This is a genomic window from Mesorhizobium sp. M0296, assembly GCF_040321675.1.
Classification (GTDB): Bacteria; Pseudomonadota; Alphaproteobacteria; order Rhizobiales; family Rhizobiaceae; genus Mesorhizobium.
In genome coordinates, this window is record NZ_JAMYRZ010000014.1 from 136,299 (window position 1) to 153,459 (window position 17,161).

The window sequence follows — 17,161 nt, forward strand, 5'->3', positions numbered from 1 at the left end:
CATCTCGCTTTCAGGCAGGAATGCGGTACGTGCCGGCGGCAAGGAAGCGCGGCGACAGATCGGGATGGACGCTGGATTCGCTCTCGGTGGTCAGTGTGGCAAGCAGCGCGCCGGTGCGCACGGCATGAGCGACCGGCTCACCCGAAAGCACCTTGTACAGTGTGCCGGCGATCATCGCGTCACCGGCGCCGGTGATATCGACGGGCTGCGCCGGGACGGAGTGCATGGTCGTCACACCGCTCTCGGTCGCAACGGCAAATCCATGCGCGCCCACGGTCACGATCACCTCGCCGGCGCCGGCCGCGCGCAGCGCTGCCGCTGCTTCCTCCGGCGTCAGCCGCCTGTCGGCATCCGTCATGCCGAGCATCGTATTGGCCTCGTCATGATTGGCGAACAGAAGATCGATGCCGGTCAGGTCCTTCGGCAGGCGCGCTGATTTCGGCGCCGATACCGTGTCGACTGCGAGCTTGAAGCGCGTACCCTGCTTGCGCGACATCAGTGCTGCGAGGGTCGCGGCCGGCAGATTGCAGTCAATGAACACCCATGTCGCCGAAGCCAGATGCGGCCAGAAGCGGTCGAGATAGAACGACGAAAACAGATCGAAGATCTCCATGTCGGCAATGCCGAGCACGAGGTCGTTGTTGCGGTCGAGGATGGCCGCGTATTCCGCCGTCGGCCGTTCCGTTGTGGTGATGACCTGGCTGACATCGGCGCCGAGGTCGCGCAGATGCCGCACCAGTGAGCGGCCGGTTTCATCGTCTCCGACGATCGAGACGAAGCTTATGTCGACGCCGAGGCGGGCAAGGTTTTCGGCGACGTTGCGGGCAACCCCGCCGAAGCTGCGATAGCCGTCGACCGGGTTCGACGTCTCGAAAATCAGATCCTTCTTGGCGTGGTATTTGCGGTCGAGCACCGCGCCGCCGACGCAGACCATGCGCTTGGACGTCGGCAAGACGTAACCACGGCCGAGAATGTATCCCTTGTTGACGAGTTGCACGATGTGGGCCGCGACCGTCGAGCGGGCGATGCCGAGCACCGTTGCTATGTCCTGCTGGCCGGCGAATGGGTTCGCCGCAATGAGATCGAGAACCGCTTGTTCCTGTGCTCCAAGGTCGTCCATTGTCTCACCCGGCCGTCAAATTCGAGGCTGAACGCTTTCGCAACAACAGATGACATTGTCAACATTTGTTTCGACCGGCGGCATTTGACCAATCGGCGCTCCCGCGACTCTCTGCCAGCCGGACGAAGAAAGCGGGTGAGCACATTGAAGAAAGCCATTTCAGGAGGACGAAAGTTGCTCTTGTCGGCGTGCAGCGCCAGGGAGGAACTGAGGCCTTAACGCGAGACGGCGAAGAGCGCTAAGCCTTCAGCACCGAGACGGCCAATTCGCTGTTGTGGACGTATTCGTTGGCGTCAGGCTGCTTCTGCACGAGCAGGATGAACAGCAGGTCCGTCAGCGTCAGTTGTGCATCACGCGCAGTTATCGATGAAGAGCGCGCGCGCTCTTCATCGGCGATCGTGTGGAGGCGAATGTCGGCAACCCGGCTCAGCGGATTGTCGCGAAGTCCGGTGACGGAGATCACGGTGGTGCCACGTTTGCGGGCAAGTTCAGCTATCCGCAGGGTTTCGATGCTCGCCCCGGAATAGGAGAGCGCGAACAGCACGTCACCTCGTCCAAGCGTCGAGACATTGGCCATTTGCACATGGCTGTCGCTGTCGTGCAGCACGTTGCGGCCGAGCTTCATCAGCTTGTAGGAAAAATCGCGCGCCACCAGCGAGGATGCGCCGACGCCGGCCAAATGAATGCGGCGCGCACCGTTCAACGCTTCGAGGGCCTTGCCGATTTCCTGCTCGGTGTTGGCCGCGACGGTCTGCTGCATCGACAAAAGCTTGCTGCCGATCAGCTTGCGCAGGATGACCAGATAGCTGTCGCCGACCTCGATCGAACCGTGGATCATGCCGGCCGGCACGTGCCATTCCTGCGACTTGGCCTCACTGACGGCTAGCTTAAGCTCCTGATAGCTGGAATAGCCGAGCTTCTGGCTGAACTTGACGACGCTCGACTGGCTGCGGCCGATCTCGGCGGCAAGCGCCGCCGTCGACAGGCGGAGCATCTGGTCGGGATTATCGACGATATACCGACCGATCTCGCGGTCGCCGGGCGCCATGACTTCGAGCTTGGCCTCGATCTTCTTCAGGACGGACATGCGTTCCTCCATTGCCTGTCATCGACAATGCCAAGCCAAGGAATAAATTATTCCGTCTCTGATTGACAGCCAAGAATGAACCATCAAATCTCGACTGGTGCGGTTGCGGCCCAGCCTTCGGGCATGTCGACGATTCGGACATGAAAGATCGTAGACTCGCCGACAGCTCGGGATTAGGTCAGAGCCATGGACAAATTGCGGATCGTCGGCGGGCACAGGCTTGAGGGCGCGGTGACGATCTCCGGCGCCAAGAACGCGGCCTTGCCGCAAATAGCGGCGGCGTTGCTCAGCCCCTATCCGCTGCAGCTGACCAACCTGCCTGAGGTGACGGATGTCGACAACATGCTTGGCGTCGTCGGCCTTCATGGGGCCGAAGTCACCAGATCGGCGCATGCCGCCACAATCGATACCAGTGCTGCCGCTTCCAGGGAGACAAGCTACGATACCGTCAGGCGCATGCGCGCGACGGTGCTGGTTCTCGGTCCACTGCTTGCCCGCTTCGGCCATGCCCGGGTCTCGCTGCCTGGCGGCTGCGCGATCGGCGCACGGCCGGTCGACATGCATGTCGCCGCACTTGCCGCACTTGGCGCCGATATCGCGATCGAAAACGGACTGATCGTCGCGTCTGCGCCGGGCGGACTGAAAGGCGCGCGCATCGTTTTGAGCTCGCCGTCGGTCGGCGCGACCGAAACGGCGATGATGGCGGCGACGACGGCAAACGGCGAGACCGAGATCCTCAACGCGGCCCGCGAGCCGGAGGTGGCCGATCTTGCCGCCTGCCTGAACGACATGGGCGCGCGGATCGAGGGCGCCGGCACGCACCGCATCCTGATCGGGGGCGGCACAGACTGGCGCGCCGCCACGCACGACATCATCCCGGACCGGATAGAGGCCGGCACCTATGCCGTCGCAGCGGCCATCACCGGCGGTCAGCTCGAGCTGACCCACGCGCGGCTCGAGCACATGGCATCCGTCGTCCAGCTGCTCGAAGTAGCCGGTGTGAAAATATGGCCGGGCGACCGCGGGCTGATCGTATCGAGAGACGGGCCGCTCAAGGCGGTCGACGTGACGACGGAGCCCTATCCGGGCTTTCCGACCGATCTCCAGGCGCAGTTCATGGCGTTGATGTGCTGTGCCGAGGGCGCTTCGCTGTTGCGCGAGACGATCTTCGAGAACCGCTTCATGCATGTGCCTGAACTGATGCGGCTCGGCGCCAATATCAAGCTGCAAGGCACGATGGCGCTGGTGCGCGGAGGCGAGAAGCTGAAGGGCGCGCAAGTGATGGCGACCGACCTGCGCGCCTCCGTCTCGCTGGTGCTGGCAGCGTTGGTGTCGGAGGGCGAGACGACGATCAATCGCGTCTATCATCTCGACCGCGGGTACGAGCAGTTGGACCGCAAGCTCCGGCTGTGCGGCGCCCAGATCGAACGAATAAGGCAATGAGTGCCGGTGGGGCGTCTCCGCATTATTTCCTGGGCGTCGATGGCGGCGGAACCGGCTGCCGGGCGCGTATCGAAGACGAGGCAGGAACCGTGCTCGGGCAAGGCCTGTCGGGCCCGGCGACAACGCGACTCGGTATAGAGGTGGCCTGGGCCTCGATTGTCAAAGCCTTTGGCACGGCGATCGAAGAGGCAGGGTTCGCGGCGGCGGAAATCGCCAGGATCCGCGCGGGTATCGGTGTTGCCGGCATCGGCCGTAAGGGTGCGCTCGAGGCGTTTCATGCCATCGAACAACCCTTTGCGAGCATCGACTTCGTCAGCGACGGCGTCGCGGCTTGCCTTGGCGCGCATTCCGGCCAGGACGGCGCCATCGTCATAGCCGGGACCGGTTCGATCGGGCTCGGCTTTGTCGAAGGGCGCGACCTGCGCGTCGGCGGCTACGGTTTTCCGATTTCCGACGAGGGCAGCGGCGCCGATCTCGGACTGAAGGCAGTGCAGTTCGCCTTGCGAGCCCATGACGGCCGGCATGAGCGGACGGCGCTGCTGGCCGAGGTGATGCAGCGCTTCAAGGACGATCCGTTCGAGGCGGTGGCCTGGATGGACCGCGCCAGTGCGACGGACTATGCCGCCCTAGCGCCGATGGTGATCCGCCATGCCGACCAGGGCGATCCGGCCGGTCGGCGGATCGTGCAAGGCGCTGCCGAGCAGATCGACACCTTCGTGCGGGTGCTGTTCGAAAAAGGCGCGCCGCGGGTTACGCTGCTCGGAGGGTTGTCCAGCCCGCTTGAGCCATGGCTCGCTCCCGACGTCCGCCGACGGCTGAAGCCGGCCGACGGCGATGCGGTTTCGGGAGCCATAATCCTGGCCAGAAAATCCGTCTGCCGCCAGTGATGCCTTGCTCGGCAAGGAATATAATATTCCTACTTTCCGTTGACAGAGGGAATATCGAATTCTAAAAAGTTAACGAAACAGAACCGGCGCAGGCCGGTACGGAGCCGACGGCCAGGTGCAGGCACTGGACGCCGCTTGCCGCGGGCATCACAGTCCTGCTCGCAGTCGCACTTGAAAGTAAGCGAAGTGGTCGAACAAGGGTTGATGTCGGAGCTGGAGCGGCTGGTTTCCGAGGACCGGAACCCGAAAACCATGGACATCGATCTGTTGCCGACCCTCGAGGTGCTGCGCAAGATCAATGACGAGGACAAAGGCGTTGCGGCAGCCGTCGAGAAGGTCATCCCCGATATTGCTGCGGCCGTGGACCGGATCGTGAGCGCGTTCCAGAACGGTGCACGCCTTGTCTATATGGGGGCTGGCACCAGCGGCCGGCTCGGCGTCCTCGACGCCTCGGAATGTCCGCCGACCTTCGGCGTACCCGAGGACATGGTGGTGGGCCTGATCGCCGGCGGCGTCGACGCGCTGATGCACTCTGCGGAAGGCGCCGAGGACGATCCGAAACAGGGAATAAAGGCGCTGCAGGACATCAAGCTGACCGCTGGCGACGTGGTGGTCGGCATCGCTGTCAGCGGACGCACACCTTATGTGATCGGTGGCCTGACCTACGCCAAGGAAGTGGGAGCCACCACCGTGGCGTTGTCCTGCAATCCTCGATCGACCATTGCCGGCATTGCCGATATTGGCATCTCTCCGGTGGTTGGCCCGGAGGTCCTCACCGGCTCGACCCGGCTGAAATCGGGAACCGCGCAAAAGCTGGTGCTCAATATGCTGTCTACCGCCAGCATGATCCGCATCGGCAAGAGCTATCAGAACCTGATGGTTGACCTCAATCCAAGCAACAAGAAGCTTGTCGCAAGGGCGGTTAGGATCGTGATGCAGACGACCGGCTGCGCGGCACAGCAGGCACGACAGGCACTCGACCAGACCGGCAATGATGTAAAACTGGCAATCCTGGTGACGATCACCGGCATGGGTGTCGAAGAAGCACGTAAGGCGCTTGCCAACGCGGGAGGTTTCCTGCGCAAGGCGATAGGCGAAAAGACGGTGTAAGACCGCATGGATACTGGGCCGATGTTCCGGGGCGTGTGTCCCTTTGAAGCGGTCCGGGGAACTGCAAGGCATCTGGTTTAACAATAATGGGAGACGACAATGGTACGGCACATTGGCAAGAAACTGCTTTCCGGCATGACGCTCGCGGCAATGGTTGGCATCGCCGCGCTACCGGTGCAGGCGAGTGCGGCGACGCTGCATATGGCGTGGTCGCAGGACGCCACCGGTCTTGATCCGCACAAGCAGACGGCATTCTCCTCACTGCGGCTGCTGGAGCTGATCTACGAACCGCTGGTGCGGCTCGACGCAAACCTGCAAATCACGCCCGCGATTGCCGATTCATGGCAGTTCTCGCCGGACGGCAAGGAGCTGAGCTTCAAGCTCAATCCGAAAGCAAAATTCCAGAACGGCGCCGCCGTGACCTCGGCCGACGTCAAGGCATCGTTCGAGCGCATACTCGACGAGAAGACGGGTGCTGCGGCGCGCGCCAACTTTCTCTCGATCGCCAGCATCGACACGCCCGATCCCGCCACCGTCGTGTTCCACCTCTCGCAGCCGGACGTGCCGATCCTGACGGCGATGAGCGACGTCAATGCCGCGATCGTCCCGGCAAGCGAAATCGCGGCCGGCTCGATCGGCACGACAGCGATCGGCTCGGGTCCGTTCAAGCTCGAAAAATGGGATCCGAATTCCAAGGAAGTGCTTGTCGCCAACAAGGACTGGGCAGACGGCGCGACCGGCGTCGACGGCATCGAAATCAGCGTGCTGCCGGACGAGACGGCGATCCTGGCGGCGATGCGCACCAAGCAGATCGATTTTGCCCTGCTCAACGATCCGCTTGTCGCCACGCTGGTGCCCAAGGAAGCCAGCCTGCAGTTGAACCGTGTGCCGGTGCTTGCCTATCACGTGCTGCAGCTCAATCCCTCCCGCAAGCCGATGACCGAACTCAAGGTGCGTCAGGCGATTTCCTGCGCCATCGACCGGCAGGAAGTGCTGGACACCGCCTCGCTCGGCGAAGGCAAGGTCACCGGCCCGCTGACCATCCCGGCACTGGCGACCGATCCGAAGCAGTTGTTCTGCTATAAGCGCGACATTGAGAAGGCCAAGCAGTTGATGGCCGAAGCCGGCTATGCCGACGGCTTTTCGGCGACCGTGATCGGCGCCACCGGCGAGCCGCCGACGGCAGCGGCGGAAGCCCAGGTCATCCAGTCGCAACTCGCAGAAATCGGCGTCAAGCTCGACATCAAGATGATGGAGCTCAACGTCTATGTCGACGCCTGGCTGAAGGGCGATTTCGACATGGCCGTCGCGCTGAACGGCGGCAGGGCCGATCCCTACACTATGTACAACCGCTACTGGACCAAGACGGGCAATCTGCAGAAGGTGGCGAACTATATCGACGACACGCTGGACAGTCTTATGCAGAAGGGCCGCACCGAGACCGACCCGGCAGCGCGCAAAGCGATCTTCGCCGACTTCGAGAAGCACATCACTGAGATGTCGCCCTGGATCTGGCTCTACACGTCCTACAGCTACACGGCACAGCAGAAGAATATCGCAGGATTCGAACCGGTGCCGACAGGCTCGCTGTTCAGCCTCGCCAAGGTGACGATCCAGTAGCTGCTTTGATGCCGGACGAGAGGATATTCTTCGCGTGAACTATCTGATGCGGCGACTGGCGACCTTCCCTCTCGTCCTGCTTGGCGTGTCCATCGTGGTGTTCCTGGCGATCCGGATGGTTCCGGGCGATTCGATCACGGCAATGCTGGGGACCGAAGCCGGCCTGCTGACGCCGCAGCAGCGCGATGCGCTTGCAGCTTATTTCGGCATCGACCAGCCCTGGTTCATCCAATACTGGCGCTGGCTGCTTGGTCTTTTCCAAGGTAATCTCGGCATTTCGTCCACCTATGGCAGGCCGGTGCTCGACGTCATCCTCGAGCGTTTCCCGCTAACGTTGGAACTCGCCCTGCTGTCGATGGTCATCGCCCTGCTTGTCGGTATGCCGGCGGGGATCTTTGCCGCCACCCATAACGAAAAGCTGTCCGACCTCGGCGTGCGCGTTGTCGCAATGATCGGGCAGTCGACGCCGAACTTCGTCCTTGCCCTGCTGATCATCTACACACTGTCGGCGGGGTTTGGCGTTTTGCCGGCGATGGGCGAGTTTTCGCCGCTGTGGCAGGATCCGCTGCGCAATCTCGGCCAGCTGTTGCTGCCTGCGGTCACGCTTGGATTTGCCTTCGCGGCTTCGGTGACCCGCATATCGCGTTCGGCGATGCTCGATGTGCTCAGCGACGACTATGTCAGGACGGCGCGCAGCAAGGGCGTTTCGGCGCGCGGCGTCATCTGGCGGCATGCCTTGCCCAACGCGCTCATCCCGGTCGTGACGCTGAGCGGCATAGAGTTCGGCTACCTCCTGGGCGGAGCTGTCATCGTCGAGCAGATTTATGCGCTGCCCGGTCTCGGCCGCATGGTGCTGGATGCCATCCTGCAGCGCGACTACGCGCTGGTGCAGGGGAGCGTGCTGTTCATCGCCTTCAACTTCATGATCGTCAATCTCCTCGTCGACCTTGCCTATGTCGCGCTCGACCCGCGTATCCGGCTAAGCGAGCACTGATGGCGACATTGCGGGCTATATTTGCGCATCCCAGCGGCCGCATCGGCGGTGCGATCGTTGCGCTTTATCTGCTGCTTGCCGTGCTTGGCATGCTGGGGCTGACGCCGCACAATCCGCTGACGCAGCACCGGGTCGAGCGACTGCATGCGCCTGACGGCACCTACTGGATGGGCACGGACCTGTTCGGCCGCGATGTCGCAAGTCGGCTGATGACCGGGATCGGCCAGTCCTTCATCGTGGCCTTCTTTTCGGTCGCCGTCGCGACACTGGCCGGCACCGTGCTCGGGCTGGCGGCAGCCTGGTTCGGGCGCCGCTGGGACGGCCTGGTGATGCGCATCATGGACGTTGTGCTGGCGTTCCCGGCGATCCTGCTGGCGCTGTTGATCGTCGCGGTTGCGGGACCGGGAACCTCGACCAGCGTCATTGCCATCGCCATCGTCTACACACCGATCTTCACGCGCGTCGTGCGAGGTCCGGCTCTGTCGCTCAAGGCGCGCGAGTTCGTCGACGCGGCCCGCACGTTCGGCAGCAGTGCGGGCTATATCGTAACACGGCATCTGCTGCTCAATCTGGTGGCGCCGCTGACGGTTCAGCTGACGCTGGCGCTGGCCTGGGCACTGCTGACCGAAGCCGGCTTAAGCTTCCTCGGGCTCGGCACGCAGCCGCCCGCCGCGTCGCTCGGCCTGATGCTGAGCGACAGCCGCAATCTGATGGAGACAGCTCCCTGGCTGATGATCTTCCCGGGCGTGGCGATCATGATCGGCATCCTCGGTTTCAACCTGCTCGGCGATGCGTTGCGCGATGTCCTCGACCCGAAGATGCGGAGATCGATCGCATGATCCCGCTGCTGTCCGTCAGCGGATTGCGCGTCGGCTTCGGCCGCAACCCGCAAGCCAATGAGGTCGTGCGCGGCGTCAGCTTCGATCTCGCCGACGGCGAAACGCTGGCCATCGTCGGCGAAAGCGGCTCGGGCAAATCGGTTACGGCGCTGTCGATCAATCGCCTTGTCGATTATGGCGGCGGCCGCATCACCGGCGGGTCGATCAAGCTGAGGCGGGCCGACGGCAGCACCTTCGACCTGACAGCCGCAGCCGAGCCGCAATTGACGAAGATCCGCGGGGGCGAAATCGGCATGATCTTCCAGGAGCCGATGACCTCGCTCAATCCGGTGCTGACCATTGGCTGGCAGATCGAGGAATCGTTTCGCCTGCATCGCGGCCTGACCGGACGACAAGCAACGGCGGCAGCCAAGGACGCGCTCGACCGCGTCCGTATTCCCGACGCAGCGAGGCGGCTGAAATACACGCCCAACCAGCTGTCGGGCGGCATGCTGCAGCGGGTGATGATCGCCATGGCGATTGCGTGCAACCCGCGCCTGCTCATTGCCGACGAGCCAACGACGGCGCTGGATGTTACGGTGCAGGCGCAGATCATGGCGCTGCTCGCCGAGTTGAAGCAGGAAACCGGGATGTCGATGATCTTCATCACCCACGACATCGGTCTGGTTGCAGGCATCGCCGACAAGGTGATGGTGATGCAAGGCGGAGAAGCTGTCGAGCAGGGCGCATTGAACCCGATATTGGACGATCCGCAGCATCCCTATACGCGGCATCTACTACATGCGGTTCCGCATTTCGCCGGCGGCAGCGCGACACGCAGGGACGCGAAACGCGAAACGCAAAAAGCTGCCGAGCCGGCGCTGAAGGTCGATGGCCTCGTAGTGCGATTTCCGGTCAAGGGTGGGTTTTTCAGCCGCGCCAGTGGTGCCGTGCACGCGGTGGACGGTGTGGATTTCGAGCTAATGCCGGGCGAGACATTGGCGGTCGTCGGCGAGAGCGGTTCCGGAAAGTCCACCACCGCCCGCGCGATTCTGGGGCTGGTGCGCTCGACGCGCGGCACAATCTCGGCCAGCGTGCGCAAGGCCGCCGCCGGGCAGAGCGCCCTTCCCGTGCAGATGGTGTTCCAGAATCCCTATGGCTCGCTTAATCCCAGACTCACCGTCGAAAACCTCCTCGCGGAGCCGGTGATCGCTACCGGCGGACGGATAACTGCTGAAACGCGGGCGAAAATGGCTGCGCTGCTGAAACGCGTCGGCCTTCCGGAAAACAGCCTGCAGCGCTATCCGCACGAATTCTCCGGCGGCCAGCGGCAACGCCTGTGCATCGCTCGCGCGCTGATGCTCAATCCTTCGGTTGTCGTCCTCGACGAAGCGGTTTCGGCGCTCGATGTGTCGGTGCAGGCCAGGGTGTTGAAGCTTTTGATCGAGCTGCAGCGTGAATTCGGGCTGGCCTATCTGTTCATCTCGCATGACATGGCTGTCGTCGAGCGGATCGCCCATCGCATCGCGGTCATCTATGCCGGCCAGATTGTCGAGATCGGCGATGCCAGATCGGTGCTCTCGGAGCCGAAGCACTCCTATACCAAACAGCTTATCGCGGCCGTTCCTACTATAGACCGGCGGCATGAACGTTTCGAGCTGGACACGCGCCAGGTCCCCTCGCTCGTGCGTCCGCTGGGGTTTGAGCCGGGCCCGGCTAATTGGCAGCAATTCGGGCCGGATCATAGAGCACGGGTGGAAGCGTGATGATTGTCGCCCAAGGATATGAAAGGCCGGAGGGACAGCCCCATCGCTGCCTTCCAAACGGAGGCGTAGTTGATCGACCATGATTTCTTCTCCCGCGCATTCGCCCCGCTCGAAGCGGCCGTGGCCGCATCGCGCATTCCGGGCGGCGTGCTCGGCATAGTTGACGGGGACGGCGAACGCATCGTCCGGGCAATCGGCTCAGCCCAAGTCGTGCCCAAGATACGGCCGATGCATGTCGGGACATGGTTCGACCTGGCATCCCTGACCAAAGTCATCTTCACCACGTCGCGTATCCTGGCACTGGCGGAAGAAGGCGTCATCGACCTCGACGCGCCGCTGATTTCCGTCCTGTCCGACCTTCGCCAATATGACGAAAAGGCCTGGGAACGGAACGTAACGTTTCGCCAGTGTCTCGGCCATCAGACACCGTTTCCCGCCGTCGCGCCAATCTACACCTATGGGCGTGACCCCGAGCTGCTGCGCGCCTTCATCCTGCAGCGCGAATGGCAGGCTGGCGAGCCGGTCTATTCCGATATCAACTTCATCCTGCTCGGCTTCGTCCTGGAGCGCCTGTCTGGCAAGACCATTCGCGACATAGATCCCCGTCCGGGCTTCGCGTTCTCCGCCGAACCGGATCAAGCGGCGGCGACCGAAGACTGCACATGGCGCCATCGCGTGCTCTGCGGCGAAGTCCACGACGACAATTGCTCGGCCTTGCAAGGTGCCGGTCACGCCGGCCTGTTCGGAACGGCGGCTTCGGTCCTCGACTTTGCGCAAGGGCTGCTGGACGGGACCGGCGCGTCGCAGCGTTCGATCGCGCTAATGCGCACGCCCTTGTCGGCAACCCGCACCCATGGCTGGGAGCGACCCTACGAAGGCTGGTCCGGCGGCCGGTTATGCAGCCCCGAAACCATCGGGCATACCGGCTTTACCGGCACCGGGCTTTGGGTCGACTTCGACAAAGGCAGAGCCTGGAGCTTGCTCACCAACCGGATCCATCCGACACGTCATTTCAACAGCGGGATCGCAGCGCTTCGCCAAGCGGTCGGCGATCTCGTCAACGGAGCCTGACAACCATGAATCCGAAAAATGGCGAACCCATGTGGGCCGTCGGCCTGATGACCGGCACCGTGCTGGACGGCAATATCGATGTCGCGCTGATCAAGACCGACGGCGAACGGATTGACGACTTCGGCATCTACACGCTGGCCCCCTACCCGCAGTCGATCCGGACCTTGCTGGAAGAGACGCTGCGGCAGGCAAGGAGCTGGAATTTCACAGGGCCGGAACCGGCAATCTTCCACGAGGCAGAGGAAGCGCTGACGCGCGCCCAGTCCGCGGCGGTCAAGGATCTGGTCGAAAGCCACGGGCTGACGATGGCCGATATAGGGGTCGTCGGCTTCCACGGCCAGACCGTGCTGCACCGTGCCCCGCAAGTGGGCCGACTGGGCCAGACCCGCCAGCTTGGCGACGGCGAGCTGATGCATGCCATCCTTGGCGCCAGGGTCGCCTATGACTTCCGCTCGGCCGACATGCGCGCCGGCGGCCAGGGCGCGCCGCTGTCGGCCGCCTATCACGCCGCGCTGCTGCGCGAAGCGGACGCCACCGGCGACACGGCGGTGCTCAATCTCGGCGGCGTCGCCAACATCACCTGGTGGGACGGCACGGACAATGTTGTTGCCTTCGACACCGGGCCCGCCAACGCACCGCTGAACGATTTCATCAAATCGAAGGGGCTCGGCGAAATGGACCGCGACGGCGCCCTTGCCCGCGCCGGCACGGTCGACGAGGCACGGCTGGCCAAGCTCCTGCAGCATCCGTATTTGACCAAACCCTACCCGAAATCGCTGGACCGTTTCGATTTCGGCGCCTCGATGGCGGACGGAATGAACGCCGAGGATGGCGCAGCCCTGCTGACGGCCTTCACCGCGGCCGCCGTCGGCAAGGCGCTCGATCTTCTGCCGCGCCGGCCGAAGCGGCTGGTGGTCAGCGGTGGCGGTCGACACAACCCAACGATCATGGCCATGCTTGCCAGCCGCGCTGGCGTCGAAGCGGTTCCGGCCGAGGCGCTTGGCTGGAAGGGCGATGCGGTGGAGGCGGAGTGTTTTGCATTCCTGGCAGTGCGCGTGCTCAGAGGCTTGCCGATCAGCTTCCCCAGTACGACCGGCGTGCCCCAGCCGATGCGCGGCGGACGCCTTGCCAGCTAACTAAGCCAACAATTTCTTCTGCAGGAAGATGCGGCTGCGGCCAATGGGGAAATCGGCAAGCACGCCGAAGGGCAGATAGCCCTGGCGTTCATAGGCCTTGGCGGCCCTGGGATTGAACGTGTCGATCCAGGCGCCGTGACAGTCGCGCGCGATCGCCTCCCTCTCGGCCGCCTCGAGCATCCTGCCGGCCATGCGGTGACCGCGCAGTTTTTCATCGACCCAGAGCCATTGCACATAGAGCCAGCCCCAGGCGGTGTATCCCGAGATGCCGGCGACAATAGCGCCGTGCTCATCGCGCACGAACACGGCCAGTGTCTTCCTGCCGGAGGCACCGACATCACCGTCGTTGAACGCCGTAAGCCGCTCTCCAAGAAAAGCCAACTCGTGCGGCGAGGGATCGGCGGTTGTCTCAAGCGTTGTATTGTTCATCCGCCAAGCATCTATCGAAGGACGGGACCGAGACGCAAGCCTTGCTGCGCTATAGCTTCGGCGAACGCCACGCCGCTGCCGCAGCAGCGATTAGCACGAGCAAAGCTGCAATCACCGCCGATGCTGCAAAACCGAACGTGGAATAGAGCGGTCCGAACGCCGTGGTGCCGACGAACACCGCAAGATAGGTCACCGCGCTGTTCAAACCCATGATCGTGCCGCGACGCGCAGGGTCGAGCGCCGACAGGCGCATCACCAGGACGTTCAGCCCGAAATGATTGGCAAGGCCCCAGACGGCTATCACCGCTACGGTCAGATGAAAACTACTGCTTGCCGCGGCAATCACTACATAGACGACCGCGACAAGCAGATAGGCAAATGGCATGACACGCCGCGCGCCTAAGCGGTCGATAACGCCGTCAAGAAGTGCCGCCGTGCCAAAGCCGGCGCCATAGGCGAGCGCGGCAAGCCCATTGGCACTGACCGGCCGTCCCAAGCCGTTGTGAAGGTGATCGCCAAGATAGCCATAGACACCGTAGAACGCGGTCATGAAGGCGGCGCAGGCAACCAGAAGCGGCACGATGCCCGGAACGCTCAAGGCGCCCAGTGGCGTCGGCGCCGGGCCGCTCCTCCTGACATCGCTGAGCGACGTCAGAGACAGGCTGGCCAATGCGACTGCTGCGAGCACCGCGACCGCCGCGAAAACGGCGCGCCAATGTACCAGATCGGCAAGTACGGCCGACAGCGAAACGCCGGCGACCATGCTCAGCGTCCAGCCGGTCAGCACGACGCCTATGGTGCCGCTTTCACGACCGGGCGGCGCAATCGCGGCGGAGCTGGCATAGATTGCCGGCATGGCGACACCTGCAGCGATGCCGGCGAGAAGCTGAGCCGCGACCAGCGCCGTCACGGTCGGCGCAGCGGCGCTGGCGACGAGCGCTATCGCCAGCAGCAGCAACGCCCCTTGCAGCATGCGGCGGGCGCCAAACCGATCGATATAGCGCGCCAGGAACAAGGCGCTTGCCGACGTCCCGAGCCCGAACGCGGCCGACGCGATCATAACCGCCGGCACGATTGTGCCGAAGGACGCGGCCACCGCCGGCGCGATCGGACTGAGCACCAGCGAGTTCGAGCCGATCACGGCAATGCACCCCGTCAGCAGGTAAGCGAGTGCCGGGATTGGCGGCTTGGGGGCCGCTGCGAATGTGGCGACTTGATCAGTGTTCGACATATGGCAATAATGGCCGTATTAAATTCTGCATCAATCGGGAATTTTAATATGGATGAAGAAACAGATGGCATTCCGCAGAACAGGCCCGCCGCCCGCGATATCGATGCAACCGACCGAAAAATATTAGGCGTTCTGGTCGACGACGCCACGATCAGCTATGCCGAGCTCGGCGACCGTGTCGGCCTTTCACCGCCGGCAGCCCATGAACGCGTCAAGCGCCTCCGGCGCAGCGGCGCCATCCGCAACACCGCGGTCATCATCGATCCCAAGGCGGTGCACAAGCCGCTGCTTGCCTTCGTCCATATCGACACAAAGGGGTGGGGAAAGACGCCGGAGCTGATGGCAATCTCCGAACACCCCGAAGTCGAGGAGATCCATTCGGTGGCCGGCGACACATGCATGCTGATCAAGGTCCGCACCGAGGACACGCGGGCGCTCGAGGGCCTGCTGTCGCGCCTCTACGAAACACCCGGCGTCACCTCGACCCGAAGCTATGTGGTCCTGTCGACCTATCTCGAGCGGCCGGTGCAGCCGGGGATAACGACGGAATGGCCGACCCCCCGGCACATGGCCAAGCCGCTTTATTAGCTCAAACGATTCTCACGCGTATCCAAAGTCGAACCGGAAACGTCTCAGGCACTGCATCCTGTGGTCATCCGTCCGGCCGGTTCGTTTGCGCCGGTTCTTGGATCCGACGGGATGCCTGTTGCGCAACCGGAGACACGCGATGAGAAAATTGATCGTGGGCAGCTTCATTTCGCTGGACGGCGTCATCGAAGCACCAATGGAATGGGCGTCACCGTTCTTCGACGAGGAGATGAAGGAACACTCCTATGAAAAGGCCGGCGAGGCGGATTTTTTCCTGCTCGGCCGCGTCACCTACGAAATGTTTTCGGCGCGTTGGCCGCAGGTCAAAGGCAGCAAGTACATGGACCGCATGAACGGGCTGAAGAAGCTCGTCGCGTCGCGCAGGCTCAAGGCAGTGAGCTGGAACGCATCGCTGATCGAAGGCGACGTCGCTGCCGAAATCACCAGGATCAAGCAGCAGGCCGGCGGCAACATATTGAAGTATGGAGTGAGCAATCTCGACCAGACGCTGCTCGCCAACAGGCTTGTCGACGAGTATCAGCTCTCGATCGTGCCGACCCGCGTCGGCCCTGGCAAACGCGCTTTCCAGGATGTCGACCCGTCCCTGGTCAAGCTGGAGCTTATAGATACGCACCGTTTCAAGAACGGGGTCATTACGCTGACCTATGTCCCGCTATGATCCGTATGCCATGAAGATGCAGCCAGGACTTGACCCGACCGGGCTTTTCGACGTCCGCTACGCCGGTTTTCTGGAGACAGTCGCGCATTTGCGTGGACGGCTGCACCGCTACTGTGCACGCATGACCGGTTCAACGCTCGACGCCGAAGACGTGATGCAAGAGGCGCTGTTCGAGGCCTATCGGAAGATCGAGAAGCTGGACGATGCGAGTGCTCTTCGCCCCTGGCTGTTTCGCATTGCGCATAATCGCTGCATCGATTTCCTGCGAAGCCGGCAGGTGCGTCGGCATGCGGAGGCCAATTTCGCCGACGACGAGATCGTCCTGCCGGTCGAGCCGGCGGGCCAGGGCGCGGATCGCGCCATCGAGCGGCTGGTGACCCACCTGCCGCCCAAGGAGCGCGCCTGCGTCCTGCTCAAGGATGTCTTCGACTATTCGCTGGAAGAGATTGCCGATCTCGTCGGCTCGACCGTGGGCGGCGTCAAAGCTGCGTTGAACCGAGGCCGCTCTAAATTGGCTGCCTTGTCGGGCGAGTCGATCGTGCGTTCGGAGTGCCAAAGCGATCCGGAACTTCTGGAATTGCTTGTCTTATGACTTTCGCTGCCGAATGGGTCAGAAAGGAACGCTGAGAGAGGGTAGCCGCCCTCCCTCAGCGGCGAGGGTCGGATCGGTGGAATTGCTGACCGTTTGACGGGTCGAGCTAGAGTCGGATCGCCCTCGTCTTTCCCTTGAGGCCTGAACGGATACCCGGAGTTCGGCTCCGAACGACAAGCACAGGACAAGTGAAAGATGACCAACGATACCATCGGGATCGACATTTCGAAAGACCATCTCGACGCCCACAGGCTGAGCGACGGCGCGAGCCGGCGTTTTGCCAACGACAGCCGCGGCCACAAGGCGTTCATGAGCTGGTTGAGCCCGAGCCGGTTGGACCCGCCCGGCGTACGCATCGTCTATGAGCCGACAGGTCCATATCACCGGGCCTTTGAGCGGAAGCTGGCGGCGGCTGGCCTTGCGCTGGTCAAGGTCAACCCACGCCAAGCCCGGCGCTTCGCCGAGGCCACCGGCAGGATCGCCAAGACCGACCGGCTGGACGCCGCCATGCTGGCGCGCATGGGCGCTCTTCTCGACCTCGAAGCACGACCGGTGCGCAGCCCGATCCTCAATGACCTCAAGGACCTGCA

17 protein-coding genes are annotated in these 17,161 nt (G+C 63.1%); 13 read left to right on the plus strand and 4 right to left on the minus strand.

Annotated elements, in window-relative coordinates:
- Positions 1-10 precede the first annotated feature (10 nt).
- Positions 11-1,120 carry a carbohydrate kinase gene (locus tag NKI97_RS16155; protein ID WP_352835283.1) on the minus strand — a complete coding sequence of 370 codons (1,110 nt, stop codon included), beginning with the start codon at positions 1,118-1,120 and terminating at the stop codon, positions 11-13.
- A gap of 238 nt (positions 1,121-1,358) precedes the next feature.
- A complete protein-coding gene (locus NKI97_RS16160) occupies positions 1,359-2,207 on the minus strand; it encodes a MurR/RpiR family transcriptional regulator (protein ID WP_352746051.1) in 849 nt (282 codons plus the stop codon).
- 186 nt (positions 2,208-2,393) lie between these two features.
- On the opposite strand from NKI97_RS16160, the gene murA reads away from it, so the two are divergent.
- The 9 genes from murA to NKI97_RS16205 all read left to right on the plus strand — a co-directional run bounded on the left by murA (position 2,394) and on the right by NKI97_RS16205 (position 13,052).
- Positions 2,394-3,650 carry a UDP-N-acetylglucosamine 1-carboxyvinyltransferase gene (gene murA / locus NKI97_RS16165; protein ID WP_352835286.1) on the plus strand — a complete coding sequence of 419 codons (1,257 nt, stop codon included), beginning with the start codon at positions 2,394-2,396 and terminating at the stop codon, positions 3,648-3,650.
- The gene (locus tag NKI97_RS16170) at positions 3,647-4,537 is read left to right on the plus strand and encodes a glucosamine kinase nucleotide-binding domain-containing protein (protein WP_352746045.1); all 891 of its coding nucleotides are present in this window, start codon (positions 3,647-3,649) and stop codon (positions 4,535-4,537) included. The genes murA and NKI97_RS16170 overlap by 4 nt, the downstream gene beginning before the upstream one ends.
- Positions 4,538-4,723: 186 nt before the next feature.
- The gene (murQ, locus tag NKI97_RS16175; protein ID WP_352569444.1) at positions 4,724-5,647 is read left to right on the plus strand and encodes an N-acetylmuramic acid 6-phosphate etherase; all 924 of its coding nucleotides are present in this window, start codon (positions 4,724-4,726) and stop codon (positions 5,645-5,647) included.
- A 99-nt stretch (positions 5,648-5,746) separates the two neighbouring features.
- Complete coding sequence (locus NKI97_RS16180) at positions 5,747-7,267, plus strand: ABC transporter substrate-binding protein (RefSeq protein WP_352746042.1); 1,521 nt, start codon at positions 5,747-5,749, stop codon at positions 7,265-7,267.
- 34 nt (positions 7,268-7,301) lie between these two features.
- Positions 7,302-8,261: an ABC transporter permease gene (locus tag NKI97_RS16185; RefSeq protein WP_352452397.1), complete on the plus strand. Its 960-nt coding sequence runs from the start codon at positions 7,302-7,304 to the stop codon at positions 8,259-8,261.
- Positions 8,261-9,100: an ABC transporter permease gene (locus NKI97_RS16190; RefSeq protein WP_352746037.1), complete on the plus strand. Its 840-nt coding sequence runs from the start codon at positions 8,261-8,263 to the stop codon at positions 9,098-9,100. The genes NKI97_RS16185 and NKI97_RS16190 overlap by 1 nt, the downstream gene beginning before the upstream one ends.
- Positions 9,097-10,845: an ABC transporter ATP-binding protein gene (locus NKI97_RS16195; protein WP_352746035.1), complete on the plus strand. Its 1,749-nt coding sequence runs from the start codon at positions 9,097-9,099 to the stop codon at positions 10,843-10,845. The genes NKI97_RS16190 and NKI97_RS16195 overlap by 4 nt, the downstream gene beginning before the upstream one ends.
- A 69-nt stretch (positions 10,846-10,914) precedes the next feature.
- Positions 10,915-11,916, plus strand: a complete 1,002-nt coding sequence (locus tag NKI97_RS16200; protein WP_352746032.1) for a serine hydrolase domain-containing protein — start codon at positions 10,915-10,917, stop codon at positions 11,914-11,916.
- Positions 11,917-11,921: 5 nt separating this feature from the next.
- The gene (locus NKI97_RS16205; RefSeq protein ID WP_352746030.1) at positions 11,922-13,052 is read left to right on the plus strand and encodes an anhydro-N-acetylmuramic acid kinase; all 1,131 of its coding nucleotides are present in this window, start codon (positions 11,922-11,924) and stop codon (positions 13,050-13,052) included.
- On the opposite strand, the gene NKI97_RS16210 is transcribed toward NKI97_RS16205, so the two are convergent.
- Positions 13,053-13,481 (minus strand): GNAT family N-acetyltransferase, encoded by a 429-nt coding sequence (locus NKI97_RS16210; protein WP_352743543.1) that lies wholly within the window; start codon positions 13,479-13,481, stop codon positions 13,053-13,055.
- A 49-nt stretch (positions 13,482-13,530) separates the two neighbouring features.
- Positions 13,531-14,712: an MFS transporter gene (locus NKI97_RS16215; protein WP_352743545.1), complete on the minus strand. Its 1,182-nt coding sequence runs from the start codon at positions 14,710-14,712 to the stop codon at positions 13,531-13,533.
- Between the two features lie 48 nt (positions 14,713-14,760).
- Between NKI97_RS16215 and NKI97_RS16220 the strand changes: the two genes are divergently transcribed.
- From NKI97_RS16220 to NKI97_RS16235, 4 genes are all read left to right on the plus strand, one after another.
- A complete protein-coding gene (locus NKI97_RS16220; RefSeq protein ID WP_352452390.1) occupies positions 14,761-15,300 on the plus strand; it encodes an Lrp/AsnC family transcriptional regulator in 540 nt (179 codons plus the stop codon).
- Between the two features lie 139 nt (positions 15,301-15,439).
- Positions 15,440-15,979: a dihydrofolate reductase family protein gene (locus NKI97_RS16225; protein WP_352743548.1), complete on the plus strand. Its 540-nt coding sequence runs from the start codon at positions 15,440-15,442 to the stop codon at positions 15,977-15,979.
- Between the two features lie 10 nt (positions 15,980-15,989).
- Positions 15,990-16,571 (plus strand): RNA polymerase sigma factor, encoded by a 582-nt coding sequence (locus tag NKI97_RS16230; protein WP_352743550.1) that lies wholly within the window; start codon positions 15,990-15,992, stop codon positions 16,569-16,571.
- A 195-nt stretch (positions 16,572-16,766) separates the two neighbouring features.
- A partial coding sequence (locus NKI97_RS16235; protein WP_352835292.1) for an IS110 family transposase occupies positions 16,767-17,161 on the plus strand: 395 nt, incomplete at its 3' end.